The sequence below is a fragment of the Moorena sp. SIO3I6 genome (assembly GCF_010672095.1).
Genome location: NZ_JAAHHU010001731.1, coordinates 1 through 1,036, shown reverse-complemented (window position 1 = coordinate 1,036; position 1,036 = coordinate 1). Strand labels below are relative to the sequence as shown.

Annotated in this window: 1 protein-coding gene; it reads right to left on the bottom strand. The window is 43.1% G+C overall.

Annotated features, from left to right (window positions below; translation table 11 throughout):
* Positions 1–147: 147 nt before the first annotated feature.
* Complete coding sequence (locus F6K49_RS52700) at positions 148–891, bottom strand: aldo/keto reductase (protein WP_293111090.1); 744 nt, start codon at positions 889–891, stop codon at positions 148–150.
* Between the last annotated feature and the right edge of the window lie 145 nt (positions 892–1,036).

Here is a 1,036-nt window from a genome sequence, read left to right as displayed (position 1 = left end):
TCTTATCATATTCAGATAATCAGTTTAAAAAACATAGCTTCCTTTTCGTAGGTAATCTCCCTCCTTATCCCCTGTTCCCTGTTCCCTGTTCCCTGTTCCCTATTACCTAGTATTTATAAGTGTTCAACCGAAGATGATATTAATTAATTAAGGCCATTGATTATCGAAGCTATCCTGGCCAGTTCCATAAATTAGATCGCCATAGGTTTGCCAATGGGTTACTTCCTGAACAGATAACTCAGGAGATTGCAAAATCCTGAGATTTTCAACTAATTCAGATTCGGTTTTAGGTGCAGTCAGGACTAAGCGAATCGCTGGTTGGCGCAGTACCATGCGATAACAGTCAGCAGCACTTGGAGCTGGATTTTTCCAGTCTGTATGTCCTTGCAACAGCGAACCCCAACGAGTGGCAGTAAACGCAACTACTGGAATGTTGGCTTTGAGCGCAGCAGGAAACACCTCTACTTCCGCTTTGTGATGGGCCATGTTGTAACGATGCATCAGCACGTCACAGGACTGCTTTCCCAATAATTGCACGGCTAATTGGCGGTTATGGGTTGTTGCGCCAACATAGCGGATTAATCCTTCAGTTTTCCAGGTATGGATCTCGTTTAAGGCTACTGCAACCTGGTCGAGATCATCTTTAGGGGAGATATATTCCAAAAAGAAAACATCTATTGTATCCACATCAAGCAAGGAACGAACTTGGTCTAAATATTCGCGCAGTTGGTTAAGATCGCGACTGTTACTGCCCGTGGAAACTACAACTTGATCTCGTTGAGCTGCCAGAATAGGCTTTAGTCCTTCTAGGAAACTGGTGTAATTGAGGTTGTAAAAAAAGAAGTAATTGATTCCAGCCTGGTAAGCAATCTCTACACAAGTGGTATCCATTGGGTTTTTAGCTCCCAGACCCAAAATACTGACAGGACTACCACTCAAAGTCTCAGTATTGATCGCAATGTATAACCTTTATAATTGTTGTTATAGCAGAAGTCAGAAGTCAGAAGTCAGAAGTCAGAAGCGGTGCGACCCTGGA